Source organism: Corynebacterium guangdongense, from assembly GCF_030408915.1.
In the GTDB taxonomy this organism is placed as follows: domain Bacteria; phylum Actinomycetota; class Actinomycetes; order Mycobacteriales; family Mycobacteriaceae; genus Corynebacterium; species Corynebacterium guangdongense.
The window spans coordinates 2,690,774-2,714,256 of sequence record NZ_CP047654.1 but is presented as its reverse complement, the minus strand read 5'-3'; the positions used below and the strand labels follow the sequence as shown (position 1 = coordinate 2,714,256).

Here is a 23,483-nt window from a genome sequence, read left to right as displayed (position 1 = left end):
TGAAGTTTGCTCGCGTCCACTATGCAGTGTTTGACACAGCACACCCGTGTCACAGGTCCCCGCCGTAGCCGGCTGGGGTGCCTCTGTGGGTGTGTCGGTGGTTGATAGCGGTAGGGAAACGCCCGGTCCCATTCCGAACCCGGAAGCTAAGCCTACCCGCGCTGATGGTACTGCACCTGGGAGGGTGTGGGAGAGTAAGACACCGCCGACATTCAACATAAACACAACTGAATACCAGCGACGGCCCCGGTCACCACCTGATGGTGGTGACCGGGGCCGCTCGCCGTTTCCCACCACCCCACCCCAGGCCGGCAGGGCCGGTGGGGGTCAGTGGAACCAGGTCCGGGTCGTGGAGAATTCCCGGTCCGTGCCGTCCAGCGGGTCGGTGAAGGCCAGGGAGCGGGCCAGCAGCCGCATCGGGGCGGTGAGGTCCTCGGCGTCGAGGGGCAGGACGTCGGGGTAGACCAGGTCACCGAGCAGGGGCAGGCCGGCCTTCCACATGTGCATCCGCAGCTGATGGGTACGACCAGACCACGGACGGAACCATGGACTCGAAAGTGTCCTTCATTGTCCTGTGTGCCCCGACTCAGGAAGTCGGCTTTTCTCGATGGTGCTCGGCTCGCGGGTCGATGCGCTTGACGGTGGGCAGCCACGGTTGTGGTTGCTCGGTCCGTGTCCGTTCCACCTCGTCGGTGGGGGTCGGCGGTATGAGTTTTATGTTGTGGTTTTTGGACGATGGCAAACATCAGTGATTTTTGTCAGTTGTTCTTTTTTGCCTGGTGTCAGGCTTTTCGCCTGCATTTTTGCAGTTTTTGTGGAGAGTTTGATCCTGGCTCAGGATGAACGCTGGCGGCGTGCTTAACACATGCAAGTCGAACGGAAAGGCCCCCAGCTTGCTGGGGGTGCTCGAGTGGCGAACGGGTGAGTAACACGTGGGTGATCTGCCCCGCACTTCGGGATAAGCCTGGGAAACTGGGTCTAATACCGGATAGGACCATCCTTCGGTGGGTGGTGGAAAGATTTATCGGTGTGGGATGAGCCTGCGGCCTATCAGCTTGTTGGTGGGGTAATGGCCTACCAAGGCGTCGACGGGTATCCGGCCTGAGAGGGTGTACGGACACATTGGGACTGAGATACGGCCCAGACTCCTACGGGAGGCAGCAGTGGGGAATATTGCACAATGGGCGCAAGCCTGATGCAGCGACGCCGCGTGGGGGATGACGGCCTTCGGGTTGTAAACTCCTTTCGACAGGGACGAAGAGGAATTGACGGTACCTGTAGAAGAAGCACCGGCTAACTACGTGCCAGCAGCCGCGGTAATACGTAGGGTGCGAGCGTTGTCCGGAATTACTGGGCGTAAAGAGCTCGTAGGTGGTTTGTCACGTCACTTGTGGAAAACCGGGGCTTAACTCCGGTCGGGCAGGTGATACGGGCTTACTTGAGTGCTGTAGGGGAGACTGGAATTCCTGGTGTAGCGGTGAAATGCGCAGATATCAGGAGGAACACCAATGGCGAAGGCAGGTCTCTGGGCAGTTACTGACGCTGAGGAGCGAAAGCATGGGTATCGAACAGGATTAGATACCCTGGTAGTCCATGCTGTAAACGGTGGGCGCTAGGTGTAGGGACCTTCCACGGTTTCTGTGCCGTAGCTAACGCATTAAGCGCCCCGCCTGGGGAGTACGGCCGCAAGGCTAAAACTCAAAGGAATTGACGGGGGCCCGCACAAGCGGCGGAGCATGTGGATTAATTCGATGCAACGCGAAGAACCTTACCTGGGCTTGACATACACCGGACCGGGCCAGAGATGGTCCTTCCCTTTGTGGCTGGTGTACAGGTGGTGCATGGTTGTCGTCAGCTCGTGTCGTGAGATGTTGGGTTAAGTCCCGCAACGAGCGCAACCCTTGTCTTATGTTGCCAGCACGTGATGGTGGGGACTCATGAGAGACTGCCGGGGTTAACTCGGAGGAAGGTGGGGATGACGTCAAATCATCATGCCCCTTATGTCCAGGGCTTCACACATGCTACAATGGTCGGTACAACGGGTCGCGATACTGTGAAGTGGAGCTAATCCCCTAAAGCCGGCCTTAGTTCGGATTGGGGTCTGCAACTCGACCCCATGAAGTCGGAGTCGCTAGTAATCGTAGATCAGCAACGCTGCGGTGAATACGTTCCCGGGCCTTGTACACACCGCCCGTCACGTCATGAAAAGTTGGTAACACCCGAAGCCAGCGGCCCAACCCTTGTGGAGGGAGCTGTCGAAGGTGGGATCGGCGATTGGGACGAAGTCGTAACAAGGTAGCCGTACCGGAAGGTGCGGCTGGATCACCTCCTTTCTAAGGAGATTTTTTTGTCAGTCACGCCGGAGGCAGGAATGCCCGGTGTGCGTGCCCGCAGTTGCGGGTGTTGTGGTTGAGTCACCGGTTGTGTGGCTGCCACGTATCTGTTGGGGTGGATGCGCCAGTGCCCCCGGACGTCGATGTCCGGTGGATGCGCGCGCCGCGGCATGGTCGCATGGTGTATGAACGGTTTGGTATGTTGGCGCACTGTTGGGTGTCTGGGGCAACACTGGTTGTTCTGTGACCTTCCCGTGCATGACTGTCTGGATGCTGAAGTCCCGGTGGTTGTGGTGGGTGGGTGTGTTGTGTGAGAACTGTATAGTGGACGCGAGCATCTTTATTTGAAATGGGCGCAGGTCACCTTCGGGTGGTGTGTGTCCGTGTGTGTTTTGTTTGTTCGCCGGCCCGTCACTGTGGTGGTGGGTTGGTGATCGTTCTTAGTGTTGTTTTGTTAAGGGCGTATGGTGGATGCCTTGGCATGCTGAGCCGATGAAGGACGTGTGAGTCTGCGTTAAGCCTCGGGGAGTTGACAACTGAGCGTTGATCCGAGGATGTCCGAATGGGGAAAACCCGGCCGTCGTTATGGGCGGTCACCATCATGTGAATTCATAGTGTGGTGGGGGTGACGCGGGGAAGTGAAACATCTCAGTACCCGCAGGAAGAGAAAATAATAATGATTCCGCTAGTAGTGGCGAGCGAACGTGGATCAGGCTAAACCGTGTGTGTGTGATACCTGGCAGGGGTTGTGCATGCGGTGTTGTGGGATGCGATGTGACCAGGCTGCCGGCTGGTCGCGTGCGGCGTGTGGTTAGTGGAACTGGTTTGGGATGACCGACCGTAGTGGGTGAGAGTCCCGTACATGAAGACCAGGCGTCGGGCGTTGTCGTATTCCCGAGTAGCAACGGGCTCGTGGAATCTGTTGTGAATCTGCCGGGACCACCCGGTAAGCCTAAATACTCAGTGTGACCGATAGCGGATAGTACCGTGAGGGAATGGTGAAAAGTACCCCGGGAGGGGAGTGAAATAGTTCCTGAAACCATGCGCTTACAATCCGTCAGAGCACCTCTTGTGTGTGATGGCGTGCCTTTTGAAGAATGAGCCTGCGAGTCAGCGGCATGTCGCGAGGTTAACCCGTGTGGGGTAGCCGTAGCGAAAGCGAATACTAACTAGTGTGTTTAGTGGCATGTTCTGGACCCGAAGCGGGGTGATCTACCCATGGCCAGTGTGAAGCAGCTGTAAGAGGTTGTGGAGGCGCGAACCCACTTAGGTTGAAAACTGAGGGGATGAGTTGTGGGTAGGGGTGAAAGGCCAATCAAACTCCGTGATAGCTGGTTCTCCCCGAAATGCATTTAGGTGCAGCGCCGCGTGTTTCTTGCCGGAGGTAGAGCTACTGGTTGGTTGAGCGGGACTACAATCTTAGTGACGTCAGCCAAACTCCGAATGCCGGTCAAGTTTAGCGTGGTAGTGAGACTGTGGGGGATAAGCTTCATAGTCGAGAGGGAAACAGCCCAGATCGCCGGTTAAGGCCCCTAAGTGTGTACTAAGTGGAAAAGGATGTGCGATCGCGAAGACAGCCAGGAGGTTGGCTTAGAAGCAGCCACCCTTGAAAGAGTGCGTAATAGCTCACTGGTCGAGTGGTTGTGCGCCGACAATGTAGTGGGGCTCAAGTACACCGCCGAAGCCGCGGCATGAGATTTTGTCTCATGGGTAGGGGAGCGTCGTGCATGGGGTGAAGCAGTACCGTGAGGGGCTGTGGACTGTGTGCGAGTGAGAATGCAGGCATGAGTAACGAGAGTAAGGTGAGAATCCTTACCGCTGGATGACTAAGGGTTCCTGGGTCAAGTTCGTCTTCCCAGGGTGAGTCGGGGCCTAAGGCGAGGCCGACAGGCGTAGTCGATGGATAACGGGTTGATATTCCCGTACCCGTGTATGTGCGCCCATGGTGAATCAGTGATACTAACCACCCACAATCGCCGACGTCCGCCTTCGGGTGGTGTTGGTGTGCGTGCGTGGGGCCTGAACTGGTAGTAGCTAAGTGATGGGGTGACGCAGTGGGGTAGCCGTGCCACTTATTGGATTGTGGTGTAAGCGTGTAGGCCGGGGCATAGGTAAATCCGTGTCCCGTGATGGCTGAGACGTGATGCGTAGGACGTGGTCCGATGTCGGTGATCCCGTGCTGTCGAGAAAAGCCTCTAGCGAGTGCATACATGGCCCGTACCCTAAACCGACACAGGTAGTCAGGTAGAGAATACTAAGGCGGTCGGGTGAACTGTGGTTAAGGAACTCGGCAAAATGCCCCCGTAACTTCGGGAGAAGGGGGGCCCGTGCTGGTGACCGGATTTTCTCCGTGAGCTGGTGTGGGTCGCAGAGAATAGAGGGAAGCGACTGTTTATCAAAAACACAGGTCCGTGCGAAAACGTGAAGTTGATGTATACGGACTGACGCCTGCCCGGTGCTGGAAGGTTAAGAGGACCGGTTAGCGACGTTTACGTCGCGAAGCTGAGAATTTAAGCCCCAGTAAACGGCGGTGGTAACTATAACCATCCTAAGGTAGCGAAATTCCTTGTCGGGTAAGTTCCGACCTGCACGAATGGCGTAACGACTTCCCTGCTGTCTCAACCACAGACCCGGTGAAATTGCAGTACGAGTAAAGATGCTCGTTTCGCGCGGCAGGACGAAAAGACCCCGGGACCTTCACTATAGCTTGGTATTGGTGTTCGGTTCGGTTTGTGTAGGATAGGTGGGAGACTGTGAGGCCGTCACGCCAGTGGCGGTGGAGTCGTTGTTGAAATACCACTCTGACCGGATTGGATACCTGAACCTTGGCCCATGATCTGGGTTGGGGACAGTGCCTGGTGGGTAGTTTAACTGGGGCGGTTGCCTCCTAAAATGTAACGGAGGCGCCCAAAGGTTCCCTCAGCCTGGTTGGTAATCAGGTGGTGAGTGTAAGTGCACAAGGGAGCTTGACTGTGAGAGTGACAGCTCGAGCAGGGACGAAAGTCGGGACTAGTGATCCGGCACCTACTTGTGGATGTGGTGTCGCTCAACGGATAAAAGGTACCCCGGGGATAACAGGCTGATCTTCCCCAAGAGTCCATATCGACGGGATGGTTTGGCACCTCGATGTCGGCTCGTCGCATCCTGGGGCTGGAGTAGGTCCCAAGGGTTGGGCTGTTCGCCCATTAAAGCGGCACGCGAGCTGGGTTCAGAACGTCGTGAGACAGTTCGGTCTCTATCCGCCGCGCGCGTTGAAACTTGAAGAAGGCTGACCCTAGTACGAGAGGACCGGGTTGGACGTACCTCTGGTGTGCCAGTTGTTCCGCCAGGAGCAGGGCTGGTTGGCTACGTACGGGAGGGATAACCGCTGAAAGCATCTAAGCGGGAAGCCTGTTTTGAGATGAGGTTTCTGTTGAGGTCCCCCAGAGACGATGGGGTTGATAGGCCAGATCTGGAAGGTGGGTAACCATCGGAGGTGACTGGTACTAATGCACCGACTAAACAACACTATTGTTGTTAACGCAAGCGAAACACAGAGCAGATGAAGTTTGCTCGCGTCCACTATGCAGTGTTTGACACAGCACACCCGTGTCACAGGTCCCCGCCGTAGCCGGCTGGGGTGCCTCTGTGGGTGTGTCGGTGGTTGATAGCGGTAGGGAAACGCCCGGTCCCATTCCGAACCCGGAAGCTAAGCCTACCCGCGCTGATGGTACTGCACCTGGGAGGGTGTGGGAGAGTAAGACACCGCCGACATTCAACATAAACACAACTGAATACCAGCGACGGCCCCGGTCACCACCTGATGGTGGTGACCGGGGCCGCTCGCCGTTTCCCACCACCCCACCCCAGGCCGGCAGGGCCGGTGGGGGTCAGTGGAACCAGGTCCGGGTCGTGGAGAATTCCCGGTCCGTGCCGTCCAGCGGGTCGGTGAAGGCCAGGGAGCGGGCCAGCAGCCGCATCGGGGCGGTGAGGTCCTCGGCGTCGAGGGGCAGGACGTCGGGGTAGACCAGGTCACCGAGCAGGGGCAGGCCGGCCTTCCACATGTGCATCCGCAGCTGATGGGTACGACCAGACCACGGACGGAGTTCGTAGACCGCCTGGCGCCTGATCGGGCCGTGGATCGCCTCGAGAGCGGACTGGGCGGCGTCGTCAAGCATCTGTACCCTCGCCACGGTGGTAATGGCGTTGATCTCACCGTCAGTGAAGCGGGCCTGCAGTTCGCCGGGTTTCTTCTCCATGCGGTCCTTCCAGGTCACCGGGAAGGAGAGGGTGTCGTCGAAGTCTGCGATGGCTTCGTAAACCTTGCTGACTTCCCGCCTGGCGAAGAGTTCCTGATAAGCGCCACGGACCTCCCGGCGCTTGGTGAAGAGGAGCACGCCCGCGGTCGGGCGATCCAGGCGATGTGCTGGCGCGAGATCGTTGTTGCCGGTTGCCCGGCGCATGCGGACAGTCGCGGTCTCGGTGATGTGGCGGGCCCGGGGCATGGTGGCCAGGAAATGGGGTTTGTCCACGACGAGTAGATTCTCGTCCTCGTAGAGGATCTCGATCTGGCCGGGGACCGGCTCCTCTGGAGCCGGGATGCGGTAGAACCACACGTCCTGCCCGGGGGCGAGCAGCGAGGTCGGCGACAGCGGAACCCCGGTGGCGCGAACGACTTCCCCGGCGTCGAAACGGGCCTGCAGGGCTGCCTCATCATCCTCGGGATGGCGGTGGCGCTGTGTGTCGATCAAGTGCGTGAGCCACTCCCAGGCACTGATGGGAACATGGTCCTCGGGCAGCCTGGCGCGGGTGGGATTGAGTCCCTCGCGAATCGGGAGGGGCTCACGCCGGACTTTTCTTTGTATTAATCTGTCTCCCATGAACATCAACGATATCCTGGCATCCGCACTTGACTTCTCCTCGGATGGAATCGGCGCCGTACTTCTTCAGATCGCCGAAGCTTTCTACTCGCTTCTGTACCCGGCCAACGCTGACGCGGCCACCCCGGTCGTGATTCCGGAGTAGAAGAGTCCCGTCCCTGGCATTGCGCATGAATGCCAGGGTTTTTTCTTTGTGGAGGGGGTTCCGGCGGCATGGGGAGTGCCACAGGATTAACTGGTCCTAACCACTTGTCGGGGCGGTGATAGTCGGTACACTGGGATTTGCCAAGGAAAGTCAACCGATGCCCCCGAGGCCGCCCGGCCCCCAGCGGTTGATTCTCCCCCACGGAATCCGATTTGAAAGGGCGTGCGACATGGCCAAGGAAGATATCGTCGTCGTAGCGGTTGATGGATCGCCGGCATCGAATAACGCGGTGCGGTGGGCCGCCAACACCGCCAATAAGCGAGGCATCGATCTTCAGCTGGCGGCGAGCTACACCATGCCGCAGTTCCTCTACGCCGAGGGCATGGTTCCTCCGCAGGAACTCTTCGATGATCTGCAGGCCGAGACGATGGAGAAGATTGAGGCGGCCCGCGCCCTGGCGCACGAGGTGGCCCCCGAGATCCGCATCGGCCACACTGTCGCGGAGGGTTCCCCGATCGACATGCTGCTCGAGATGAGTCCGAACGTGACCATGATAGTCATGGGTTCTCGCGGTCTCGGCGGCCTCTCCGGCATGGTGATGGGCTCGGTTTCCGCCGCCGTCGTCTCCCACGCCAAGTGCCCGGTCGTGGTGGTTCGGGAGGACAACCCTGTCAACGAGACCACCAAGTACGGCCCGATCGTCGTCGGCGTCGACGGCTCTGACATCTCCCAGAAGGCCACTGAGTACGCTTTCGCCGAGGCGGACGCCCGCGGAGCCGAGCTCGTCGCGGTCCACACCTGGATGGACATGCAGGTCCAGTCCTCGCTGTCCGGCCTGACCGCCGCCCAGCAGCAGTGGGAGGAGATTGAGGCGGAGCAGGTGGCCATGCTCTCCGATCGTCTGCAGCCCCTGGTCGCCCAGTACCCCAACGTCCAGGTCAAGAAGGTCATCGCCCGGGACCGTCCGGTGCGGGCGCTCTCCGAGCAGGCCGATGGCGCTCAGCTGCTGGTCGTCGGTTCCCACGGCCGCGGCGGATTCAAGGGGATGCTCATCGGTTCGACCTCCCGTGCACTGCTGCAGTCCGCGCCGTGTCCGATGATGGTGGTCCGCCCGGAATCTGCGTAGTCGTTGTCCGGTGGCGGGTTGGGTCCTGCCAAAGCTTCCGCGTCCCTGAGTGGGGGATGCGGATTCGCTCTTTTCCGGCCATAACCCGGTGTCTCAAGATGAAAATTCCATAAGAAGAGAGCACAATGGGGGCATGGACCTCAGGTCCTTCTTTAGAAGCGGCACACATTAACCATTAAGGACGACATCATGACTCTCTCCCTCGGCTTCATCGGCTGGATCGTTATCGGCGGCATCGCCGGCTGGATCGCCTCCAAGATCAAGGGGCGTGACGCCCAGATGGGCATTCTCGCGAATATCATCGTGGGTATCGTGGGCGGCCTGATCGGTGGCTGGATTCTCTCCATCTTCTTTGACGTCAGTGAATGGGGCTGGTTCCTCAGTCTCCTCACCGCGATTCTCGGTGCGGTGATTCTGCTCTCCATCGTCAACGCGGTCACCGGTCGCAGGCGTTAATTGCCTGACCGCCGCCGGCCCGGCCCGTGCCCCGTGTGGGGTGCTGGCCGGGCCGGCGTCTTTTCCTTCACCATGTGAGGATGCCTTTCGGGTCGCCCTGTCGGGGTCCTGTTCCGGCATTGGCCACGCTGGTTGAGCCTTCACGTCGGAGTCCGCTAATCTGAACGTACCGGTTTGTCTAGTTGGGGTGTTGATCGCCGATACCGGACAGACGTGCCTACGCACAGACCCCTGAACGTTGATCCAGGAAGGATGACCGATCGTGGCGCAGCCCACAGCCAAGAAGAAGACCGGCACCACCACCAGCCGTCGTCGCAACCGGCCCAGTCCCCGACAGCGGCTGCTGGATTCCGCGACGCAGCTGTTCACCGGTGAAGGTATCCGCGTCATCGGCATCGATCGCATTCTGCGTGAGGCGGACGTCGCCAAGGCGTCCCTGTACTCCCTGTTCGGCTCGAAGGACGCCCTTGTCGTCGCCTACATCGAGGATCTGGACAAGAAGTACCGTGAGGCCTGGACCGAGCGGGCAGCGCTGGCCAACAGCACCGACGAGAAGATTCTCGCGTTTTTCGACATGGCCATAGAGATGGAGCCGGAGCAGAATTTCCGCGGTTCGCACTTCCTCAACGCGGCCAATGAGTACCCCAAGCCCGACACCGAATCCGAGGAGGACATCGTCGAGGCATGTCTCCGGCACCGCAAGTGGATGCATGAGACCATGACGACGCTGCTCACCGCCAAGAACGGCTACCCCTCGGGTACGCAGGCCAATCAGCTGCTCATTTTCCTCGACGGCGGCCAGGCCGGGGCGCGGTTGATGCGTGACGTCAGTTCGCTGCACACTGCCCGTGACCTGGCGAAGCATCTGCTGTCCGAGCCGCCGGCGGACTACTCGATCTGACCGGCTGAGTCCGAGCCGGATTCCGGTGCCGGGGCCTGCTTCCGCTGCTTCTTCTCGGCCTGCAGCTGTCGTCGCACCGTCAGCCGGGCCTGGCGCTGCGCCCGGCGACGCTCCTGCGCCTCCTCCTTGGCCTTGGCGGCGGCCTCCGCGGCAGCGCGTTTCTCCTCGGCGAGCTGCGCACGCAGAGTCTTCGCCTCCCCGCGGGGCGCGCGACGAATCTCGCGGCGGCGCCGCTTGAGCGCCGCCTTCTCCTCCCTGGCCTGGCGACGGGTGGACAGGAGTGCCTCGCGGTCAGCGCGTCGTTTCGCCCGGTGCTCGTCGGATTCCGGATGCCGGCGTTCGAGCTGCCAGGTCATGAGGACGTTCTGGCCCAGAGTCCAGAGGTTGTTGGCGAACCAGTAGAGGACCAGGGCGAGCGGAATCGGGCCGTAGAGACCGATCCACAGCAGCAGGGCGGGGGTCAGCACGGCGAGCACGATGAGCAACCAGAACAGCCGCCGGGACGCAGTGGAGGCCCAGTTCATGGTCTGCCAGTTGGTGGCCAGGGCGATGAGCATGTTCAGCGCCGTGAAAACTACGGCGGCGATCAGCAGCGGCAGCACCAGGTCCCTGACGGCCTCGGCGGTGGTGCCCAGGGAGGCGAGGCGCTCCGCCGGCATGGCGACGTAGGCGGCGACGGGCACGTCGAGGAACCGGGCCTCCTGAAACTGGGCCACATCCTCGGCGCTGAGGACGCCGACCGCGCCGGAACCGGACTCGTGGGACTCCGGCCGACCCAGCCAGAGCAGCAGCCGATAGAGGCCCAGGAAAACCGGGATCTGAATCAGGGGTGGGACGCAACCGGCGGCGATGTTGTGGTCGTACTTCGCGAACAGCGCCTTCTGCTCCTTCCGGTAGGTCAGGAGCTCCTGCGGATCGGTCGAGCTGCCGTACCTCTCCTGCAGCGCGGCCAGTTCGGGCCGCATGAGCACGCTGCGCCGGCCGGAGCGCTTCTGCATCCACGTCATCGGCGCGATGAGTGCGCGGACAGTGACGATGAGGCCGAAGATGGAGACGATCCAGGCGCCGGTGGCCTCCATCCCGAAGAGGTTGTGGAGTAGAAGATGCCACAGCTTCATCACCACGGAGACGGGATAGACGAACATTTCCAACATGGCGGTGGCACTCTCACGATCGGTGATGAACGGGCAGGACGAGCCTTCAGCCTAATGCACCTGGCCAGCCGGGCGACTACACTCCATCCCGATGAGCGGCAGTGATCAGGACCCCCGACGCCGCCGGCGCCCGCGGCCGGGGCAGGTTGTCGGTGAGCTCTTTCTCACCCTCGGCGTCCTGCTGCTGCTGTTCGCGTTCTACGAGGCGTTCTGGACGAACATCGCCTCCGGCCGGATGCAGGACGAGACCAACCGGGCGCTCGAGGAGCGCTGGTCCGGGGCGGGGCCCGGTTACGTCAATCCGCGCGGCCCGGGCACGCCCGAGCCCGGGGACGCCTTCGCCCGCATCTACGTGCCCGCCTTCGGCTCCGACTGGAGTTTTGCGCTGCTGGAGGGCTCCGACGACCAGACGCTGCTGGCGGGGCCGGGGCGCTACACCGACACCCAGTTGCCCGGGCAGGCCGGGAACTTCGCGCTGGCCGGACACCGTGTCGGCATGGGCGCACCGTTCAACGACCTGGGGGAACTCGAGGCCTGCGACGCGGTCGTCGTGGAGACGCAAACCTCCTGGATCACCTATCGGGTCCTGCCGACGGGCGTGGCGGGCGGGGACCGGGCCGCGGCGGCCACCGCCTGTTTCACCCCGGAGCAGACGCGGAAGATCACCGAGGGGGTCTACGCCCACGTCGAGGGACTCCACGTCACCCTGCCCACCGACGTCGGTGTCCTGTCTCCGGTTCCGAACTCGGATGTGGCGGCGGGGGCCGATGGCCTCGAACAGCTGATCACGTTGACCACCTGCCACCCCCAGTTCTCCAACGCGGAGCGCCTGATTGTCCACGCGATGGCCGTGGAGTCCCAGCCCAAGACCGGAGGCGCACGACCGGCCGCCCTGGATGAGAGGTAACCCCAGATGTATCAGTGGTTCTGGTCACTGCTCCCCGGCCCGACGCCCGTGCGGGCGATTCTCGCGCTCATCCTCCTGGCGGGCGTGTTCCTGCTGCTCATGGAGGTCGTCTTTCCCTGGGTGTCCGCGCAGATGCCCTACAGCGACGTCACCGTCTAGAAGCCCAGGTTGGCGATGGTCTCTCTCGCCACCTGCTCGGCCTTGAAGGACTGCCCCTGGTTCGTCAGCACGACGACGGCCACGGTGTCCCGGAACACCGCGAAGACCGCGCCGCCGGGGGTGGGCCCGCGGCCGCCGGTCCAGCCGCCCGGCAATTCAGCCAGTTCGGTGGAGTCGACCGGGGCGAAGTGATCCACCACGGCGATGGCGGTGTCCTGATCGGGCAGCGTGCGAACCAGGACCTGCAGCTGGGGCGCCTCCGGGTAGGACCAGTAGACGCAGGCGGGCGTCGGGAAGCGATCGTCGAGGCCGACCGCGGTGACCCGTTGCCCGTTGGTCTGCTCCACCCACGCGGTGTCCAGGTAGGGGCACTCCTGCCAGCTCCGCTTACCCGCGGGAGCCTCCGGGTGCGTTTCCGGGGGAAGAGCGGGCTTGTCGACGCCCGACGCTGCCGACGCTACGGACGCGGGGGCTTCCGCAGTGGTGGTGACGGTGGCGACGGTGGGGGTGGCCGGGGAGCATGCCGTCGCACCCGTCAGCAGCAGAGCCAGCACCGGACCCGACAGCGCAGGGCGTCGGGGATTCCCGGTGCCGGTGGGTAGGCTGAGCAGCATGAACTCGATTGTACAGAGCGACCCGGGGACTCCTGAGGACAACGGTGAGGAGGATCTGGCGCCGGATCCCTGGGTGTTGGACGAGGGGGCGATGCGCAACGGCATCCACGTCATGACGGGACTGCTGCTGGCGGTTGCGGTGGGCGGTTCCTTCAGCATGGAGTTCAACACCGCCGCCCTCAATCTGCTGCTGTGCACCATTTTCGCGGTCTTCTACTTCGTCGGCTTCGAGTCGGTCAGCCACTGGTCGGATTTCCGTCGTCAGGTGTGGGTCTTTGTCCTGACGGGGGTGTGGATCCTGGAGCTCATCGTCGCCCCGGTCGGCATCTACCTGATTTTCGCCGTGTATTTCGTGCTGCTTCGGGCGATGCCCGACATCCGGGGAGTCGTCTCGGTGGTGTTCGTGACGCTGATCGCCATCGTCATGCAGATGCCCAGCGGGCTGACGCTCGGCGGCGCCATGGGGCCGGCGGTATCGGCAGCGGTGACACTGGCCATGTACTACGCGGTGCTGATGCTGACCAGGCTCAATCGGGAGCGAGAGGAGGCGGTGCGGGAACTGATCGCCACCCGCAACGAGCTCGCCGCCTCGCAGCACGCCCAGGGCGCCTCGGCGGAGCGTCAGCGGCTGGCGCATGAAATCCACGACACGGTCGCGCAGGGCCTGTCCAGCATCCAGATGCTCCTGCACGTCGCCGAGGCGGATCTGCGCGACGGCAACCCCGACAAGGCGATCGAGCGGATGGACACCGCCCGCACCACCGCGTCGGAAAGCCTGGCGGAGGCCCGCGCCATGATCGCCGCCCTCCAGCCGGCGGCGCTGGCGGAGACCTCCCTGACCGGGGCGCTGGAGCGGATGGTCGAGCCCTTCGCGCAGGCCGGTGACCTCGACATCTCGGTGGACGTTGACGGGGAGGGCCATCAGCTGCCGATGAAAACGGAGGCGACGCTGCTGCGTATCGCGCAGGGGGCGGTGGGCAACGTCGCGAAGCATTCCGGCGCCACCCGCTGCCGCGTGACGGTGACTTACGCGCCGGGCGAGGTCCGTCTCGACGTCGTGGACAACGGCCGGGGCTTCGACCCGGAGGAGGTGGAAGCCCAGCCGGCCGGCCTGGGACACGTCGGCCTGGAGGCGATGCGCAGCCGCGCCGCGGAGCAGGGCGGGGAACTGATCATTGAATCCCAGCCGGGCGGGCCGACCGCGGTCACCGTGGCGCTGCCGGTCTACGGGGACGATCTCTGAGGAAGAACTTTATGGCGAGCCTCGGGGTGGCGGACCTCATCCACTATCATCATCCATTAGATTGATGGGTTAATTGCCGACCCCGCCCCGGGCTCGACAGGCCCGCCAACATCCCGATTGAGAATTCATGGAAGGACAGGGGAGAGACATGATTCGAGTGCTGCTCGCCGACGACCACGAGATCGTCCGCCTCGGCCTGCGTGCCGTGCTGGAGGAGGCCGAGGACATCATGGTCGTCGGTGAAGTTGCAACGGCTGACGCGGCCATCTCGGCCGCCCAGGCCGGTGGAATCGACGTCATTCTCATGGACCTGCGCTTCGGCGCCGGCGTCGAGGGCACCAAGGTGACCACCGGCGCCGCCGCCACCGCCGCCATCAAGAATTCGATGGAGAACCCGCCGAAGGTCCTCGTGGTCACCAACTACGACACCGACGCCGACATCCTCGGCGCGATCGAGGCCGGCGCGGTCGGCTACCTGCTCAAGGACGCTCCGCCGCAGGAGCTGCTGGCGGCCGTGCGTTCCACCGCCGAGGGCGACTCGGCGCTCTCCCCGATGGTGGCGGACCGTCTCATGACCCGCGTCCGCAGCCCCCGCATGTCGCTGACTCCGCGTGAGCTGGAGGTCCTGCAGCTGGTGGCGGGCGGCTCGTCGAACCGCGAGATCGGCCAGGAGCTCATGCTCTCCGAGGCGACGGTGAAATCCCACCTCGTCCACATCTACGACAAGCTCGGCGTCCGTTCGCGCACCTCGGCGGTCGCGGCCGCCCGCGAGCAGGGCGTGCTCTAGACACAGCCGGAAAAGCGCACGGCCGGGCAGGTGACTGCCCGGCCGTGCGCTTGTTCCCTAGCGCTGGGAAATCCGGGTCTGAATCTCCTGCGCCAGCTTGTCGATGTCGCGGTTGAGCGCGGACAGCGCACGACGACGCTGATCCGGGGACATGTACTCGGCGTTGTTCGCGGCCACGACGAGCTCCTCGATGCGGGCCGCGGCGTCCTGCCGGTAACCGGCCGGCAGTCCGGAGCGCTCCAGCTCGCTCCGGATGCCGTCCAGGCGGGCTTTCTGGGCGGCGCTGTGGCCGGAGTACTGGGCCAGCTGGTCTGCGGACAGGCCGGCCCTGTTCGCGCGCGCGTTGACCAGCTGCTCGCGGGCGATGGTCACACCGCGATAGATGAGCGGTAGCAGGACTGGGGTGGCCACGCGGGCGGCGCCGACCCAGGAGGCGACGCGCGCCGGGCCCATCTTGCTGGCCTGAATCTTCTCGTACTCCTGCTTGGCCAGCTTGAGCTCGTGCTTGCGCTTGCGCTTGAGGCCCTTCTGCTCCGTCTTGACGAGCGTTTTCTCCAGGTCGGTCAGCAACTTCTCACGGCGTGCCTTGGCGCGCGCGTCTTCCTTGACTTCCTGACGCGCGCGAGACTGTGCGGAACGAATTTCCTTCTGAGCCGCGGTACGTCGCTTCATGATGTTGTTCAGAATGCCCATGGACTTGCCTCACTCGTATCGTGTCGTTCACCTTCGGGCCGTCACCTGCCCGCGGGCGCGTATTCGGATTCAACCTTACCGTTCTATCAGCTCATGAGTCGGTTAGGCTGCAGAGACAATGAAAGACAAGCACGCATCCGGAGCAGAGGTGGTCGCCGCCGACCTCGTCGGCTGTCGCTACCGTTTCGTGCAGCGCCAGCGACACCCTGAGGTGCCCCCCACCGACGCCTCCGTCGCCCGCACCGAACGGCTGTTCGCCGCCCGCGCCATCGTCATGGACAAGCTCCCGACCCGCCGCGGCTTCGGCGACGGGCGCTCCAGACCCTTCCTGCGCATCGATCTGGCCCCCGCCCGGTCCGGCGACGAGCAGGCGCTGGCCGACGCCGAATTCGCCACCCTCGAGGCGCTCGCCGCGGAGGCCACGCTCATCACCGGGGCCCTCTTCCGCGGCGTCGATGAGGCCACCGGCCATCCCTGGCGCGTCAGCGTCGACGTCCTGGTGCGGGAGCCGGATGATTCGGGCAGCTACCTGCCCGTCATCGTCAGCAACCACCGCGTCGCCCAGCCGGACCGCCGGCGCACGATGTCCGCCATCGCCACCAACCGCCTGGGGCTCTCGCCCGCCCTCGAGGTCAATTACCGCCATCGCCACCACGTCGCCGACGGTTACCGTCTCGGCCTGGCGGCCCGGGCGCTCGAAGAGCTGGGGCTCAACTCCGGCCGGGGCGGCATCATCGGGCAGGACCGCACCATGGCCTTTCTCGCCGAGGACACCTCCGCCTACGAACCGGCGCTGACCACCGCCCTGGAGGCCGGCTGGACCGACACCCCGCGCCGGGTCAAGGAGTGCGCGACCTGCCGCTTCTGGCCGATCTGCGAACCGGAGCTCATCGCCATGGACGAGATCAGCCTGGTGCTGCCCGGCGACAGGGCGAAGATGGCCCGGGAATGGGGGATCACGACCGTCACCGGACTCATCGAAGCCGACGTGGGTGACCCCTCCGCCCTGGCCCGGGCGTGGCGGGACGGCATCCCGCTGCTCCCCCGGGTCGACGAGGTCACCGGCCCGCGCGCCGACGTCGAGATCGACGTCGACATGGAGGCCTACCTCGACCAGGGCGCCTACCTCTGGGGCGCATTCGACGGCACGGAGTACACGCCCTTCGTCACCTGGGAGCACCTCGGCGGCCGCGAGGAGGCGGGCAACTTCGCCCGCTTCTGGCGGTGGCTGATGGCGCGTCGGGAAGCGGCCACGCAGGCCGGGCAGTCATTCGCCGCCTACTGCTACTCCGCCAACGGCGAAAACCACTGGCTGCGTGCCTCGGCGCGCCGCTTCGGCGGGATGCGCATCGACGACGTCACGGTCCCGACACTCGACGAGGTCGAGCAGTTCATCGGTTCCGAGGACTGGGTCGACGTGTTCACGTGGGTGCGTCGCCAGCTCATGGGCCCCGGTGGCATCGGCCTCAAGACCGTCGCCGGCGAGGCCGGCTACACCTGGGTCGACCACGGTTTCACCGGCGAGGACTCCGTCCATGCCCGCCGTCTTGCGCTGGGTGAGGATGCGGCCCGTGCCCAGGCCCTGCGGGAGCAGCTGCTGCGCTACAACGAGGACGACACCCGGGCCACCGCGCACGTGCGCGCCTGGCTGCGGGCGGGTGCCCCGGGCCTGAGACCGGTGTGACCGGGCGCTTCCCGACACCCCGACCGGCCGCAGGGGACTCAGCGCACGACGACGCTGAGGACCATGCCCTGAACGCGGTGGCCGGCGATGGTGCACCAGCCTTCCAGGTCAGCGGTGAGCACGCCCAGATCCAGCTCGGCGCTCTGGCCCGGTTCGAGGCGACCGGAGTCGACGCCGTTGGCGAAACGGAGGTCGTGGGCCATGTCGTCGGTGTTGGTGTAGGTGAGAACGACGTGATCTCCGGAGTTGACCTCGATGAGATCCGGCTCGAAGAACACGCCCGGGGAAGTCAGCTCCAGGACGGTGACGTTTTCTGCGCCGGTCGCTGAGGTCGGCCCGGCCGCGTCGGGGCCGGTGGCCGGTCCCTGGAGACCGCCGAACAGGGCGACGACGAAGGCGAGGACGGCCAGGGCGGCGGTGGCCTGGCCCCAGCGCGGTGCGGGGTCGTCCTCGCGCGGGGAGTCCCTCTCGCCCAACAGCACCGCCTTCTGCGCCTTGACCGAGCGCAGCATGAGCGGAATGAAGGCCACCAGCACGCCGAAGACGAGGAAGCTGAGCAGGACCTTGAGCCAGGAATGCGTCGAGGTCTGCCAGAGGATGAAGCCCAGGTTGTAGAGGACGACGCGAAAGATTCCGCCCCGCTTCAGTTCCCTGAGCCCGGCGCGTTTTGCGGCGGGTCCGCCACCCATCGTCGTGGGCAGCAGGTGGCTCATCACGCCGATGAGCAGCTGGGCGGCGAAACCCAGGAGCAGCGGCATCGTCGGCAGGCGGAGAAGGTGGATCTGCTCGCCCGCGAGCATGACCTGGACCGCGTAGTGGATGACCGTGCCTACCAGCCACAGCACCGCGGCCAGGACGGACAGGGAAGGGTAGTTGAGGCGGTCGCGGGGATCCCGGAGCGCCGAGAGCACGTTGCCCAGCCAGGCCTGCAGGGAAATCACCCAGCCCGCGGCGTAGGTCAGCAGGCCGACGCCGGTGAGCCAGCCGGAGTCCAGCAACGCGCCGGCACTCGCCGCCACCAGGCCGACCGTCAGCAGGATGAGGGTCGGGAGAGAGCGGTCCCGAAGCCCGTTGACCCGCCAGATCGAGGGAAAGAGCACGGTCAGGGACGCGGCGGCCGCCAGGCCGAGGAAGCCGCCGAGGTTGATGATCGTGTGCGCCATGAGCACCCGGTTGTGCCAGGTGCCCGGCAGCCCCATCGCCAGCAGTCCGCCGAAGATCGCGCCGAGGGGCAGGGCGAAGGAGGCCCCGACGTAGCCGAGGACTGCGGGACGGAAGCGCTTGCCCTTGTCACTGCGCAGCCACTGCCGGGCGAGCACCACCCCATGCCAGGTCAGCGCGAGTGCCACGAGGGCGGCGCCGACCTGGGTGAGGATCCAGTGCCGGTCCCACCACCGGACGAGAATCTCGCCGACGATGGTGACGACGACGCCGGCGTTGAGGAGGCGGGTGCGCCTCAGCTGCGCTGGCCGGGTCTCCGGGGGCTGCTTCTGCTGGAGGAACTTCTCGGTCAGCGACTGCGACCACAGGACGATCGAGTTGGTGAGGATGCCCAGGGTGAAGATGTGGATGAGCACCCACCGGTACTCGGGGATGGCGACGTGGGTGAGGCCCGCGAGGACGAAGACCATCATCCACACCGTCACCGGGCGGGCGGCCTTGCGGTGCCAGGAGGCGGCACCCCACTCCCGGGTGGGCAGTTTCCCGGCACCGCCCCTGGCGCCGGTCCCGGTCGTGGCATCGTTCATGATTCCCGAGGGTACTACATTTAAAAAGGATTAATCCGGGGCAATTAGGCCGTGGTGGGTCGTGCGTCACGCCGTGCCAGGGCGGCGGCCACGATGATGACGAGCACGAGCACGAGGGCGACCACGCCGATGAAGCCGAACCACGGCAGTGCGCTGAAGGCCCAGCCCGCGGCACCCCCGAGAAGGGAGGAGCCGGCGTAGTAGCAGAACAGGTACATGCTGGAGGCCTCGGCCCGGCCGTGTGTGGCGATGGCGCCGATCCAGCTGGAGGCCGTGGAGTGCATGGCGAAGAAGGCGGCGGTGAAGACGAAGAGGCCGAACAGGGTCAGCCAGAGCCAGGCGGAGATCATCAGGGTGAGTCCCGCCCACATGAGGGCGGCGCCGCCGATGAGCACCGTACCCCGGCCGATCCGGTCCGAGAGGGCGCCGGCGCGGGCCGAGGACCAGGTGCCGGAGAGGTACATGATGAACACGGCGCCGACCAGACCCGGGGAGAGGCCGAAATGGTCGATCATCCGGAAGCCGATGAAGTTGTAGACGGAGACGAACACGCCCATGCCGATGAATGCGATGAGGAAGATTCCGGCCAGGCGCCAGTCCCGCCAGTGGGACACCATCGACCGCAGGACGTAGCTCGGATGGATGGGCTGCGGGGTGAACCGCTTCTGCCGGGGCAGGAGGACCGCGGTGATGATCGCGAAGCTCAGGGCCACCAGGGAAGAGACGAGGAGGGCCCAGCGCCAGTGCGTGAACTCCAGCAGGCCGGCGGGGATGAGCCGGCCGGTCAGCCCGCCGACGGTGTTACCGGCGATGTAGAGGCCCATGGCGCGGCCGAGGTCGAGGGGGTCGATCTCCTCGCTGAGCCAGGTCATGGCCACCGCCGGAGTGCCCGCCACCAGCGCTCCCTGCAGGGCACGCAGGAGAATCAGCGTGGTCGCGTCCGCCGCCAGCGGAAGCAGGAGGCCGACCGCGGCCGCGGCCAGCGCGCTGGTCAGCAGGATGGGGCCGCGGCCGAAACGTTCGGAGAGTATCGAGGCGGGGACGACACAGACGGCCAGCGCGCCGGTGGCCGCCGAGACCGTCAGCGCTGCGGTGGTGGGCGAGATGTCCAGGTCCGTCACGAGGATGGGCAACATCGACTGGGTGGCGTAGAGGGTGTTGAACACCGCCAGGCCCACGGCGAGCATGGCCAGGGTGGCGCGCCGGTAGTCCCGGTTCCCGCGCCGCAGTCCGTTTTCCGCCATGCGCACCATCATGGCCGGTGACGGGTGTCACGGCAATCCCGCCGGGGGTGGCCCGTGGCGGGCTGCGGAAAGCGAAACGACGCCCGGGCACCCTGGGGTGCGATCGGGCGTCGTGGGGCGGAAAGTGCCCTACTTCTTGGCTGCGGCGTAGCGCTCTGCGACGTCGTCCCAGTTGAAGACGTTCCAGACGGCGTTGACGTAGTCGCCCTTGACGTTCTTGTACTGCAGGTAGAAGGCATGCTCCCACATGTCCAGCATCAGCAGCGGAGTGAAGTCAACGGAGATGTTGCCCTGCTGGTCGCGCAGCTGCTGGATGATCAGCTTGCCGGCGATGTGGTCGTAGCCCAGGACAGCCCAGCCGGAGCCCTGGATGCCGTTGGCGGTGGCGGAGAAGTGCGCCTTGAACTTCTCGAAGGAGCCGAAGTCCTGGGTGATGGCCTCGGCCAGCTCGCCGGTCGGCTCGCCGCCGCCGTTCGGGGACAGGTTCTTCCAGAAGATGGAGTGGTTGGTGTGGCCACCCAGGTTGAAGGCCAGGTTCTGGGACAGCGCGCGGATGGCGTCCGGGTTGGCCTCGCCGTTGCGCTGGGCCTCGAGGCCCTCCAGTGCGGCGTTGGCGCCAGCGACGTAGCCGGCGTGGTGCTTGGAGTGGTGCAGCTCCATGATCTCGGCGGAGATGTGCGGCTCGAGGGCGTCGTAGGCGTAATCCAGCTCAGGCAGGGTGTAAGTCATCGGGGTAAGTCCTTTCGATTGTTAAAACCTCGGGCACCGGCCTTCCGGCCCGTGCGCTGATCCCCACTATAGGCAAAATCATCGGGCTGGCAACGTTATTGTTCCGCTGGTGTTATGAGAGGTTCCCTATTGATAACTTCCAGCTCGGACGCGGGGAATTGTTCCGGGGGCCGAGGCGTTGACAGGGAAAGACACTGCCGTCGGAAGGAGCCCACCCCATGTACTGGATGTTCCAGCAGACCCCCGAACTACTTCCCGAGGATCAGACCCTGCCGGGCGGGAAGCACCCCGTCCTGGAGAACCCGCGGCCGCATACCGTCCTCGGCACGCCGATCACCGGCCCCTGGAAGGAAGGGCAGAAGTCCCTCATCGTGGGCATCGGCTGTTTCTGGGGCGTGGAAAAGATCTACTGGCAGATGGCGGGCGTGGAGTCCACCTCTGTCGGCTACGCCGGCGGCGTGACCCCGAACCCGACCTACCGGGAGGTCTGCACCGGGCGCACCAACCACACCGAGGTGGTGGAGGTCGTCTACGACCCGGCGAAGGTCTCGCTGGATGAGCTGGTGAAGGTCGCCCTCGAGAACCACGACCCCACCCAGGTCAACCGCCAGGGCAACGACGTGGGAACCCAGTACCGCTCCGCCATTTTCACGACCGGGCCGGACGCCGAGGCGGACAAGCGGCGGGTCCGGGAGATCGTCGACGCCTACGCGAAGGAGCTGGCCGGCCGGGGCTTCGGTGAGGTGACCACCGAGGTCAAGACCCTCGCGGAGACTCCCTCCGGCCGCTACTACCTGGCCGAGGACTACCACCAGCAGTACCTTCAGAAGGTCCCCGACGGTTATTGTCCGCACCACTCCACGGGAGTGGCCTGCACCATCCCCGCGAAGGCGTAGGCACAGGGCCTAGAGCCGCACGACCTGACCGGTGCTCCCGCTGAGCAGTGCGGCGTCGAGCACCTCGGCGATGTGGACGACGTCCTGCGGGGGCACCGGCATGTGGGCGCTCGGCGCCGGCCCGCGCAGGGCGAGGAAGAACCGGCGGTAGAACTCGCTCCAGTCCTCCTCGATGGCGGGGACGGCCACCCGCTCGGGTCCGCCGTAGAGCCAGCCGCAGGAGTCCGGCGCGTCGGCCAGGTCGGGGTGCAGCGGACCCTCCCGGTTCATGTCCACGAAGTCGTCGTACACCCAGGTGCCCGCGCTTCCGATCAGCCGCATGCGCGGGCCGGGGGCGGCGACCAGGGTGCCGACGTCCAGGTGGGTGACCCTGCTGTCGGCGTGGTGCAGGGCCACGTGCGCCTCGTCGTCGCCGACCTGTTTGCGGGCCTGCACCTCGGCGTAGACCGCTTTGACGGGCCCGAAGAGCTGCACGGCCAGGTCCACCATGTGCGGGCCGAGGTCGAGGAGCTTTCCGCCGCCCTGCGAGCTCGGGGTCTCCTCACGCCAGCGGTGTCGGGGTTCGGGGATCCAGCGTTCCCAGCGGAACTCGAATCGGTAGACCTCGCCCAGCCGACCCGAGGAGACCAGCGCGCGGGCGACCTGATGGGATCGGTCCCAGCGTCGCTGCAGGTAGACCGTCAGTGGGACCCCGGCGGCGCGGGCGGCCTCGACCACCTCCTGCGTCTCGGCGAGGTTGACGCCGAGGGGCTTTTCGACGACGACCGGCAGTCCCGCGGAAATCACCTGGAGTGCATGCTCGTGGTGGAGCCCGGAGGGGGTGCCCAAAACGACGGCGTCGAGTCCGGGGTGCGCCAGCAGCTCGTCCAGGCTGTCGAGCACGTGGACGCCCGGGTTCTCGGCCCGGGCCTGGGCGCGGCGTTCGGGGTTGCGGGTGACGACGGCCGCGACGACGCCTCCGGCCTTGCGGATAGGTTCGGCGTGCAGCCAGCTGGCCGTGGAGTAACCGGCGATGCCGACGCGCATGGGGGCGGTGACGGAAGTCATAGAGATGATCATACGTCCACAGGGGGAAGTTTCCGAGGAATTCGGGTCACGACCCTAGAACCGGACGTCGGCCAGCGTGGTGACGTTGGGCGCCCCCTCCCGTGGCAGCCCGGCGCGGGTGAGATAGGTCGCCCGCCAGCCGACCGCCAGCGGGCCGGCGACGTCGTTGGCCCAGGAGTCGCCGATCATCAGCACCTGCGGAGGCTTGCCGACGCCCATCGCCTCCGCCGCGAGGCGGTAGGACTCGGGTGCGGGTTTCGCGGCGCCGAGCTCCACCGTGGGCAGGAGAGTGATGCGCTCGTCGTCGAGTCCGGTGCACTCGAGTTTGGCCTGCTGCATCTCGCGGACGCCGTTGGTGAAGACACCGACCGCGCGACCGCTGTCGCTGGCCCTGGTCAGAGCGTCGTGGGCGTCGTCGTAGGCCCGCCAGGCGGCGCGGTAGGCGGCGAGATAGGTCTCGTAGACGCCCAGGGCCTCGGCGTCGGACAGCCCGGGTTCGCCGAGGAACTCCCGGCAGCGGGCCACCCGCTGCTGGGTGTGGGTGATCGCGCCGAGCTCGAAGCGGGTGAACCACTGCCGTTCAATGGTGTGCCAACGCCGCCACTGCTCCTCGGGCTCGGCCAGCCCGCGGTGCCGGGCGAGCGTGACGGCGCCGGCCCGGGCGGCGGCCTCGTGGTCGACGAGGGTGCCGTCCAGGTCGAAGAGGACGGTGCTGACGTCATCGCTCACGTTCATGGCGGGAAGTCTAGTGCCACATG

General features: G+C 64.9%; 20 protein-coding genes and 4 rRNA genes. 14 read left to right on the top strand and 10 right to left on the bottom strand.

The features are described 5' to 3' along the window. Window positions 1-93: 93 nt before the first annotated feature. Window positions 94-211 (top strand): 5S ribosomal RNA (gene rrf / locus CGUA_RS12735). 116 nt (window positions 212-327) lie between these two features. Here the strand turns inward: rrf (CGUA_RS12735) and CGUA_RS12730 are convergent. Then, the gene (locus CGUA_RS12730; RefSeq protein WP_290196268.1) at window positions 328-507 is read right to left on the bottom strand and encodes a pseudouridine synthase family protein; all 180 of its coding nucleotides are present in this window, start codon (window positions 505-507) and stop codon (window positions 328-330) included. Window positions 508-811: 304 nt separating this feature from the next. On the opposite strand from CGUA_RS12730, the gene CGUA_RS12725 reads away from it, so the two are divergent. The 3 genes from CGUA_RS12725 (at window position 812) to rrf (CGUA_RS12715) (ending at window position 6,086) form a co-directional block, all read left to right on the top strand. Then, window positions 812-2,333: ribosomal RNA gene (locus CGUA_RS12725) — 16S ribosomal RNA — on the top strand. A 444-nt stretch (window positions 2,334-2,777) separates the two neighbouring features. Next, window positions 2,778-5,842: ribosomal RNA gene (locus tag CGUA_RS12720) — 23S ribosomal RNA — on the top strand. 126 nt (window positions 5,843-5,968) lie between these two features. Beyond that, window positions 5,969-6,086, top strand: a 5S ribosomal RNA gene (gene rrf, locus CGUA_RS12715). The 16S, 23S and 5S rRNA genes sit together here, the layout of an rRNA operon. A 116-nt stretch (window positions 6,087-6,202) precedes the next feature. Here the strand turns inward: rrf (CGUA_RS12715) and CGUA_RS12710 are convergent. Continuing rightward, window positions 6,203-7,192: a pseudouridine synthase gene (locus CGUA_RS12710; protein ID WP_290196265.1), complete on the bottom strand. Its 990-nt coding sequence runs from the start codon at window positions 7,190-7,192 to the stop codon at window positions 6,203-6,205. Here CGUA_RS12710 and CGUA_RS12705 point away from each other — a divergent pair. The 4 genes from CGUA_RS12705 to CGUA_RS12690 all read left to right on the top strand — a co-directional run bounded on the left by CGUA_RS12705 (window position 7,191) and on the right by CGUA_RS12690 (window position 9,820). Then, on the top strand, window positions 7,191-7,337 hold the full coding sequence (locus tag CGUA_RS12705) for a hypothetical protein (protein ID WP_290196263.1): 147 nt from the start codon (window positions 7,191-7,193) through the stop codon (window positions 7,335-7,337). The two genes, CGUA_RS12710 and CGUA_RS12705, sit on opposite strands and share 2 nt — an antisense overlap. Window positions 7,338-7,566: 229 nt before the next feature. After that, window positions 7,567-8,463 carry a universal stress protein gene (locus tag CGUA_RS12700; RefSeq protein WP_290196261.1) on the top strand — a complete coding sequence of 299 codons (897 nt, stop codon included), beginning with the start codon at window positions 7,567-7,569 and terminating at the stop codon, window positions 8,461-8,463. A gap of 189 nt (window positions 8,464-8,652) precedes the next feature. Beyond that, window positions 8,653-8,919 (top strand): GlsB/YeaQ/YmgE family stress response membrane protein, encoded by a 267-nt coding sequence (locus tag CGUA_RS12695; protein WP_290196258.1) that lies wholly within the window; start codon window positions 8,653-8,655, stop codon window positions 8,917-8,919. Between the two features lie 262 nt (window positions 8,920-9,181). Next, the gene (locus CGUA_RS12690) at window positions 9,182-9,820 is read left to right on the top strand and encodes a TetR/AcrR family transcriptional regulator (RefSeq protein ID WP_290196256.1); all 639 of its coding nucleotides are present in this window, start codon (window positions 9,182-9,184) and stop codon (window positions 9,818-9,820) included. Here the strand turns inward: CGUA_RS12690 and yidC are convergent. After that, entirely contained in the window at window positions 9,808-10,974 is a 1,167-nt protein-coding gene (gene yidC, locus CGUA_RS12685) for a membrane protein insertase YidC (protein WP_290196254.1), read from the bottom strand. The genes CGUA_RS12690 and yidC overlap by 13 nt on opposite strands. Before the next feature lie 91 nt (window positions 10,975-11,065). Here yidC and CGUA_RS12680 point away from each other — a divergent pair, with 91 nt between their 5' ends. After that, a complete protein-coding gene (locus CGUA_RS12680; RefSeq protein ID WP_290196252.1) occupies window positions 11,066-11,881 on the top strand; it encodes a class E sortase in 816 nt (271 codons plus the stop codon). Window positions 11,882-11,887: 6 nt separating this feature from the next. After that, a complete protein-coding gene (locus CGUA_RS12675; protein WP_290196250.1) occupies window positions 11,888-12,040 on the top strand; it encodes a hypothetical protein in 153 nt (50 codons plus the stop codon). Here the strand turns inward: CGUA_RS12675 and CGUA_RS12670 are convergent. Next, window positions 12,037-12,654 carry a DUF2020 domain-containing protein gene (locus tag CGUA_RS12670; protein ID WP_290196248.1) on the bottom strand — a complete coding sequence of 206 codons (618 nt, stop codon included), beginning with the start codon at window positions 12,652-12,654 and terminating at the stop codon, window positions 12,037-12,039. The two genes, CGUA_RS12675 and CGUA_RS12670, sit on opposite strands and share 4 nt — an antisense overlap. Between CGUA_RS12670 and CGUA_RS12665 the strand changes: the two genes are divergently transcribed. Beyond that, window positions 12,653-13,897 (top strand): sensor histidine kinase, encoded by a 1,245-nt coding sequence (locus CGUA_RS12665; protein ID WP_290196246.1) that lies wholly within the window; start codon window positions 12,653-12,655, stop codon window positions 13,895-13,897. The two genes, CGUA_RS12670 and CGUA_RS12665, sit on opposite strands and share 2 nt — an antisense overlap. A gap of 148 nt (window positions 13,898-14,045) precedes the next feature. Next, window positions 14,046-14,684 (top strand): LuxR C-terminal-related transcriptional regulator, encoded by a 639-nt coding sequence (locus CGUA_RS12660; RefSeq protein ID WP_290196244.1) that lies wholly within the window; start codon window positions 14,046-14,048, stop codon window positions 14,682-14,684. A gap of 57 nt (window positions 14,685-14,741) precedes the next feature. On the opposite strand, the gene CGUA_RS12655 is transcribed toward CGUA_RS12660, so the two are convergent. Continuing rightward, window positions 14,742-15,377: a DUF6474 family protein gene (locus CGUA_RS12655; protein WP_290196242.1), complete on the bottom strand. Its 636-nt coding sequence runs from the start codon at window positions 15,375-15,377 to the stop codon at window positions 14,742-14,744. Window positions 15,378-15,495: 118 nt separating this feature from the next. On the opposite strand from CGUA_RS12655, the gene CGUA_RS12650 reads away from it, so the two are divergent. Further along, window positions 15,496-17,061, top strand: a complete 1,566-nt coding sequence (locus tag CGUA_RS12650) for a TM0106 family RecB-like putative nuclease (protein ID WP_290196240.1) — start codon at window positions 15,496-15,498, stop codon at window positions 17,059-17,061. Window positions 17,062-17,099: 38 nt separating this feature from the next. On the opposite strand, the gene CGUA_RS12645 is transcribed toward CGUA_RS12650, so the two are convergent. The 3 genes from CGUA_RS12645 to CGUA_RS12635 all read right to left on the bottom strand — a co-directional run bounded on the left by CGUA_RS12645 (window position 17,100) and on the right by CGUA_RS12635 (window position 20,782). Further along, window positions 17,100-18,809 (bottom strand): cupredoxin domain-containing protein, encoded by a 1,710-nt coding sequence (locus tag CGUA_RS12645; RefSeq protein WP_290196238.1) that lies wholly within the window; start codon window positions 18,807-18,809, stop codon window positions 17,100-17,102. 44 nt (window positions 18,810-18,853) lie between these two features. Beyond that, window positions 18,854-20,062 (bottom strand): MFS transporter, encoded by a 1,209-nt coding sequence (locus tag CGUA_RS12640; protein WP_374725079.1) that lies wholly within the window; start codon window positions 20,060-20,062, stop codon window positions 18,854-18,856. 120 nt (window positions 20,063-20,182) lie between these two features. Continuing rightward, the gene (locus CGUA_RS12635; protein WP_290196233.1) at window positions 20,183-20,782 is read right to left on the bottom strand and encodes a superoxide dismutase; all 600 of its coding nucleotides are present in this window, start codon (window positions 20,780-20,782) and stop codon (window positions 20,183-20,185) included. Between the two features lie 218 nt (window positions 20,783-21,000). Here CGUA_RS12635 and msrA point away from each other — a divergent pair, with 218 nt between their 5' ends. Beyond that, on the top strand, window positions 21,001-21,678 hold the full coding sequence (msrA, locus tag CGUA_RS12630) for a peptide-methionine (S)-S-oxide reductase MsrA (protein WP_290196231.1): 678 nt from the start codon (window positions 21,001-21,003) through the stop codon (window positions 21,676-21,678). 9 nt (window positions 21,679-21,687) lie between these two features. On the opposite strand, the gene CGUA_RS12625 is transcribed toward msrA, so the two are convergent. Together CGUA_RS12625 and CGUA_RS12620 are read right to left on the bottom strand one after the other, a co-directional pair. Then, window positions 21,688-22,725, bottom strand: coding sequence for a Gfo/Idh/MocA family protein (locus CGUA_RS12625; protein WP_290196229.1), 1,038 nt, complete (start codon window positions 22,723-22,725; stop codon window positions 21,688-21,690). A 54-nt stretch (window positions 22,726-22,779) separates the two neighbouring features. Further along, complete coding sequence (locus tag CGUA_RS12620) at window positions 22,780-23,460, bottom strand: HAD family hydrolase (RefSeq protein ID WP_290196228.1); 681 nt, start codon at window positions 23,458-23,460, stop codon at window positions 22,780-22,782. Between the last annotated feature and the right edge of the window lie 23 nt (window positions 23,461-23,483).

Coding starts and splice junctions, on each gene's coding strand:
- CGUA_RS12670 (WP_290196248.1), bottom strand. CDS start 12,654: ATGCTGCTCAGCCTACCCACCGGCACCGGGAATCCCCGACGCCCTGCG.
- CGUA_RS12660 (WP_290196244.1), top strand. CDS start 14,046: ATGATTCGAGTGCTGCTCGCCGACGACCACGAGATCGTCCGCCTCGGC.
- CGUA_RS12680 (WP_290196252.1), top strand. CDS start 11,066: ATGAGCGGCAGTGATCAGGACCCCCGACGCCGCCGGCGCCCGCGGCCG.
- CGUA_RS12730 (WP_290196268.1), bottom strand. CDS start 507: ATGCACATGTGGAAGGCCGGCCTGCCCCTGCTCGGTGACCTGGTCTAC.
- CGUA_RS12635 (WP_290196233.1), bottom strand. CDS start 20,782: ATGACTTACACCCTGCCTGAGCTGGATTACGCCTACGACGCCCTCGAG.
- CGUA_RS12675 (WP_290196250.1), top strand. CDS start 11,888: ATGTATCAGTGGTTCTGGTCACTGCTCCCCGGCCCGACGCCCGTGCGG.
- CGUA_RS12640 (WP_374725079.1), bottom strand. CDS start 20,062: ATGGTGCGCATGGCGGAAAACGGACTGCGGCGCGGGAACCGGGACTAC.
- CGUA_RS12645 (WP_290196238.1), bottom strand. CDS start 18,809: ATGAACGATGCCACGACCGGGACCGGCGCCAGGGGCGGTGCCGGGAAA.
- CGUA_RS12625 (WP_290196229.1), bottom strand. CDS start 22,725: ATGACTTCCGTCACCGCCCCCATGCGCGTCGGCATCGCCGGTTACTCC.
- CGUA_RS12700 (WP_290196261.1), top strand. CDS start 7,567: ATGGCCAAGGAAGATATCGTCGTCGTAGCGGTTGATGGATCGCCGGCA.
- CGUA_RS12705 (WP_290196263.1), top strand. CDS start 7,191: ATGAACATCAACGATATCCTGGCATCCGCACTTGACTTCTCCTCGGAT.
- CGUA_RS12655 (WP_290196242.1), bottom strand. CDS start 15,377: ATGGGCATTCTGAACAACATCATGAAGCGACGTACCGCGGCTCAGAAG.
- CGUA_RS12650 (WP_290196240.1), top strand. CDS start 15,496: ATGAAAGACAAGCACGCATCCGGAGCAGAGGTGGTCGCCGCCGACCTC.
- yidC (WP_290196254.1), bottom strand. CDS start 10,974: ATGTTGGAAATGTTCGTCTATCCCGTCTCCGTGGTGATGAAGCTGTGG.
- msrA (WP_290196231.1), top strand. CDS start 21,001: ATGTACTGGATGTTCCAGCAGACCCCCGAACTACTTCCCGAGGATCAG.
- CGUA_RS12710 (WP_290196265.1), bottom strand. CDS start 7,192: ATGGGAGACAGATTAATACAAAGAAAAGTCCGGCGTGAGCCCCTCCCG.
- CGUA_RS12620 (WP_290196228.1), bottom strand. CDS start 23,460: ATGAACGTGAGCGATGACGTCAGCACCGTCCTCTTCGACCTGGACGGC.
- CGUA_RS12665 (WP_290196246.1), top strand. CDS start 12,653: ATGAACTCGATTGTACAGAGCGACCCGGGGACTCCTGAGGACAACGGT.
- CGUA_RS12695 (WP_290196258.1), top strand. CDS start 8,653: ATGACTCTCTCCCTCGGCTTCATCGGCTGGATCGTTATCGGCGGCATC.